Consider the following 4,940-nt stretch of genomic DNA (forward strand, 5'->3'; position numbering starts at 1 on the left):
CCCAGGTACTTGTCCATGAAACGCTGGCGCAGGTCTCGTATTCGAAACTGACCTTCTTGGCCAGAAATATCATATCAAGCGCCCAGCACTCGCAGGTCATATATTTCTTTGACCAGACCGCTTTGCCTACAAGTACCATTATGTCCCAAAACTATAATTCGAAATCAATAAGAAACCGGTCGTCTCCGGCCATCTCGATTTCGACCGTATAGCGTTGTGTTTTAATAACATACAGGCTTCTCCTTAATTGAAATAATGTCCCGATCTATGGACCGTCGATATTGTGATCTGGCATCGCGAAAATTCCCGTCCATCTCCGATTTCATCCTTGCTCCGGTTCCTGCCTGTACGGGCAGATTTCTGAAAATGACCTGCGTAAAAACCGGTGTCTGGAATTGGTCTCAGCTTTCTGCTTGCCAACCACGACCCGCCCCGGTGATTTGGCTTTGTTCGGCAGTTTCAGAAGTTTGGCGACCCGGTCATAAAGCCGTCCCGGGATGAGCACATCCATTTCGACATGCCCGTCCGGAAACTGATAAATCCCGCCTTCTTCGGCTCCGTTCCACCCCAGAATCTGCCTTGCCTGGTCATATTCCCGGCAATGGACTTTGAATTTGCCATCAAACCATTTCCAGATGTCATTGACCATCAGCATTAACCATTTCTTCTATTACATTGGGTACTTTATTCATGTAGTCGCAAATTTCAATTTGACGCTTCATCATCTTTAAATTCCTTGAGTTTCTTGATAGTGTCACGGCCAGGACGCGGAATAGGGAAGACCCTTCTGATTTCCGATGCCATCCCCTCCCACTTCCTGGGAGTGCCGACATTGTATTCAATTAGCCCTACTAAGTGGAGCACCATCAAGTCTCTTCCAATTCGCCCCGGGGAGACTCCGCAAGTTTCAGCGATCTGCTTATGATTGGCGCAAATCAGACCCCCTCTGCCAATCTTACGCTTCTTCTCCAGATAGGGCAATGCTACTGCATAGATTAGTACTTGGCGGTTAGAAAGACTCTTGGGCCATTTGAACGAAATGAAGTCAAGGTCGTTGAGGATTTTGCCCTTGCCCTTTACTTGAGTTATGAAGGGGCAGAGAGATTCCTCAGCACAAAAGGCAGATAGAATTGGATTTCTGCATCCGTAGTTATAGCTCTTCAGATATCCATTTGATACAGCCTTGCGAAGTTCGCTTATCTTGAGGGGCGGATTGTTCCCGCTGTTCCATATCTCAATCTGGCGATTCGCCTCCTCATAGTCAAGTCCGATTCGATTGAATTCCGTGGCAATTACCAATGCCGATTCACTTCTATTCGGGAATTCTCCTTTATTTATAACTGTTTCAATCAGTTGGGCTATGCAGGGGCGGATATCCTTACCGGGATGCCCGGTTCTTGCGGCAAGGTCGGAGGATGCAATCAAGCCGGCAGTGAGTTCCTCAGATTTTGCCATAAGCGCCCCTTATATCGTTCAGCATGAAAATTGACCGACAAATTTCGCAGAACTGGATTTCCAACTTGCGATATCGCCCCCGCACATGCCCCTTGACAAAATGGTTTAGACGTCTTAAAATAAATGGTCCTTTCTACTAATCCAGTTTAAGTTTTAAGGACTTGTTCGGCGGCGGACCGCAATTCTGCCGCCGATTTTTCATACACAGTATATAAACTGTTGGATTTAATTTCAATACCATTGAATCAGACTTCTTGATTTTTCTGCATTTGTCATAAGGTCTTATCTCAATTGGAAATAAGCGGAGTTCGCCATCTTGCCCTCAAGAATTTTTAATTTATTCTCCTGACTCTGATTCCATAAAAGTGGAGAATTCGCTGCCCGCCAAAGACACATTTCTTACTTTAAGCAGTCCCTTCGCCGTCACTCTGGACCTATGGTCTATTACCCAAAAAGTCAAAATAGTGTCAAGAATTGTCAGTGGCGGATTGGTATATTTGATAAATCCTCGAATCGACAAATTATTGACAAACGAAGATACGCGATTATATTGAATTTCATCAGCTTTCAATCGCATCTCAGGAGGGTTGGTTGCCTAAAGCTAATAAGACGTCCCGTAAAATCACCGGCCGGGCTAAGAGTCTGTCCAAAATCAGTAAGAAACGGTCCGCGGTTTCCGGGGGCAAGAAACGCCCCATCGAGCAGTATGACCATAAAGATAAGACGCGGGTCAATAACCCGCCGGTCGGCTTGGTTGACAGCCAGACCGATAAAGATGCCGGCAAGAAAACCTACCGCTACGACCCCCATATCGACCCGGCTCTGCAATTCGACAGCCAGCGAAGCCAGATAGAAAAGATTATCGATGGCGGACTGGCCGCGGAGACTCTCGGAGAGGTCAAGGCCGCTCTCAAGGAACTGAAAAGGCGGCAGGAGCCGTATCTCAACTGGGCCGGCAAAGCCGAGCGGACATCATTTGAAGTTCCCACCGTCTCGCTTCATGTTCATGAGCGAATCGACCCCAAAACCATAATTCAGGCGGTCAAGAAGCGGAATGGTTCCGAGCCGCAGTTTTCATTCTTTGAGACACTCGACAAGAACCTGCCTATTCGCGAAGCAATAGATTTCTACAAGCATTCCCACAACTGGTCGAACCGGCTGATTGCCGGCGACAGCCTGGTGGTGATGAATTCCCTTCTGGAGAAAGAGGGGATGGCCGGGCAGGTGCAGATGATATACATCGATCCGCCGTACGGAATAAAATATGGCTCCAATTTCCAACCGTTTGTGAACAAGCGGGATGTCAAGGACGGGAAAGATGAGGATTTGACAGCGGAGCCGGAGATGGTGAAGGCATTCCGCGACACTTGGGAGTTGGGTATACACTCTTACTTGTCCTACCTGCGCGACCGGCTCCTGGTCGCTCATGAGTTGTTGAATGACAGTGGCAGTGTGTTTGTACAAATCTCGGATGAGAATTTGCACTATATCAGAGGATTGATGGATGAGGTGTTCAAAAAGAAGAATTTTATTGGGCTAATTACTCTGAAGAAAACTGCCTATCAGGCTTCCAATACTATTGCAAATGTAGCTGATTACATAGTCTGGTATGCGAATAATATGGAGAGAGTCAAGGTCCGTCCACTCTTTGTGTCAAAGCTCGAGATGGAGTCGATCGGTCTGTACAAGTTTGTTGAATTGAAAAATGGCGAGAGAAGGAAGATGACTGAAAAGGAACTTTCTGGGGAAATTCCCCTCCCCACAGATGCTCGCCGATACAGATTGATTTCGCTCATATCGCAAGGCTATACCGAATCTGGCTCCATGCCATTTAGATTTAATGGGGTTGATTACAAACCTCCTAAAAACTGTCATTGGAAGACCACAACTGAAGGGCTGGAAAGCATGGTAAAAGGCGGTAGACTCGTGGTTTCAGGAGATTCTCTTGCTTGGATTGGGTACATTGATGACTTCCCAGTTAGCCCGTTCAACAACATATGGACAGATACAATGACGGGTAGTTTTACCGATCCGAAGATTTATATTGTTCAGACCAACACTAAGATTTCCGCACGCTGCCTCCTCATGACCACCGACCCTGGCGACCTTGTTCTCGACCCGACCTGCGGCTCAGGCACCACCGCATATGTTGCGGAACAGTGGGGAAGACGATGGATAACCTGCGATACTTCACGGGTTGCGATCGCTCTCGCCAAGCAGAGACTGATGACGGCAGTTTTCGACTATTATGAACTGGCGCACCCGGAAGAAGGGGTCGGAAGCGGATTCAAATACAAAACTGTCCCGCATATCACTCTCAAATCAATCGCCAATAATGAACCGCCGGGTCAGGAAACGCTTTATGACCAGCCGTATGTTGACAACTCCCGAGCCCGCGTCACGGGACCATTCACAGTCGAAGCGGTTCCGGCGCCGATGGTGAAGCCGCTGGCGGAAGTGAAAGACACCGGGCCGGCTGATGATTCAATCGGCAGAAGCGGCGCCACCCTGCGGCATTCCGAATGGAAAGATGAGCTGTTCAAGACCGGTATCCGCGGCAAGAGCGGCCAGAGAATCGAGTTCACCCGGGTGGAGACTCTTGCCGGCACACGGTATCTCAATGCCGATGCCGAAACTAAAGAGGCCACTCCGCAGAGGGTGGTGGTTTCGTTCGGGCCGGAGCATGCCCCGCTGGAGCAGAGGCAGGTGGAAGCGGCAATCGAAGAGGCGCATAAGCTTGTGCCGAGACCTAAAATCGTCATCTTCGCCGCTTTCCAGTTTGACCCGGAGGCGGCAAAGGATATTGAAGAGACCGATTGGCCCGGGGTAACGCTCTTGAAGGCGCAAATGAACACCGACCTTCTTACTGACGACCTGAAGAAAAAGCGGTCGTCGAATGAAAGTTTCTGGCTAATCGGCCAGCCGGATATTGTCGTGCGCACTATTAACGAGAAAGACAAGCCGAACCGGTATCAGGTCGAACTACTCGGTTTTGATTATTACAACACCAAGACCGGCGCGGTAGAATCGGGCGGACCGGAGAAGATTGCTATCTGGATGCTCGATACCGATTACGATGGGCGGAGCCTTTTCCCGAAACAGGTATTTTTCCCTATGGCCGGCGACGATGAAGGGTGGGCGAAACTGGCGCGCAACCTAAAAGCGGAAATCGATGAGGAACTGATAGAGAAGTATCGCGGGACCGTCTCGCTAGATTTTGAAGCCGGGGAGCATAAGAAGATAGCGGTGAAAATTGTCGATGACCGGGGAATTGAGAGCCTGCGAATAATGGAGTTATTATGAGACTACCTAAACCAGTTACAGAAAAATACGATGATTTCTTCACGGAAATATCCAAGGGAAGAGTGAAGATTCCCCTTTTCCAACGTGACTTTGTATGGACTAAAGCACAAACGGCGGGACTCATAGACAGTATTCTGAAAGGGTATCCGATAGGGACCTTTATTCTCTGGAAGACAAATCAG

The 4,940-nt window shown here is 48.7% G+C and carries 4 protein-coding genes; 2 read left to right on the forward strand and 2 right to left on the reverse strand.

What is annotated here, in order from left to right:
* Positions 1–322: 322 nt before the first annotated feature.
* The gene (locus AB1690_03625; protein MEW6014394.1) at positions 323–655 is read right to left on the reverse strand and encodes a hypothetical protein; all 333 of its coding nucleotides are present in this window, start codon (positions 653–655) and stop codon (positions 323–325) included.
* A gap of 50 nt (positions 656–705) precedes the next feature.
* Complete coding sequence (locus AB1690_03630) at positions 706–1,455, reverse strand: hypothetical protein (GenBank protein MEW6014395.1); 750 nt, start codon at positions 1,453–1,455, stop codon at positions 706–708.
* A gap of 591 nt (positions 1,456–2,046) precedes the next feature.
* Between AB1690_03630 and AB1690_03635 the strand changes: the two genes are divergently transcribed.
* Both AB1690_03635 and AB1690_03640 read left to right on the forward strand, forming a co-directional pair.
* Positions 2,047–4,758 (forward strand): site-specific DNA-methyltransferase, encoded by a 2,712-nt coding sequence (locus AB1690_03635; protein ID MEW6014396.1) that lies wholly within the window; start codon positions 2,047–2,049, stop codon positions 4,756–4,758.
* The coding region (locus AB1690_03640; protein MEW6014397.1) for a DUF262 domain-containing protein at positions 4,755–4,940 on the forward strand (186 nt) is incomplete at its 3' end. The genes AB1690_03635 and AB1690_03640, both read left to right, overlap by 4 nt.

Source organism: Candidatus Zixiibacteriota bacterium, assembly GCA_040753495.1.
In the GTDB taxonomy this organism is placed as follows: Bacteria; Zixibacteria; MSB-5A5; order GN15; family PGXB01; genus DYGG01.